The sequence below is a fragment of the Dellaglioa sp. CoH-57-MRSF-22 genome (assembly GCF_056781895.1).
On sequence record NZ_JBXAXT010000170.1, the window covers coordinates 1 to 303 of the forward strand.

1 protein-coding gene is annotated in these 303 nt (G+C 52.5%); it reads left to right on the plus strand.

The genetic code is table 11. The features are described 5' to 3' along the window. Nucleotides 1-303 (plus strand): hypothetical protein (locus AC1RPR_RS08675; protein WP_481763548.1); only part of this gene is annotated, 303 nt, incomplete at both ends.

A 303-nucleotide genomic window follows, 5' to 3' on the forward strand; every position in this document is an offset into this window, starting at 1 on the left:
GTTCTTAATGCTGGAACGCGAATTCACGTTCAATCCACCGAACGAATTCATTGAACGCCATGACCCGTACAATCTGGTCATCAGGCAGTGTCGAGACTGGAGCAACAGCAGCCGTCGCGTGATGGTTGTGTTCCAGCATCTCGATTCGCGCGATCTGAAAGAAGGCGAGCTTCTTGGTGTACGGGAGACGCGTCTCCCGTTCGTAAATGCCTTGAAGTATGGCAACAAGATCGCCCGTGCCTATGCTGGCGATAAGCAGATTCCGCAAGCCAGTTACATGGTGATCAACTTCGCGGAAAACCG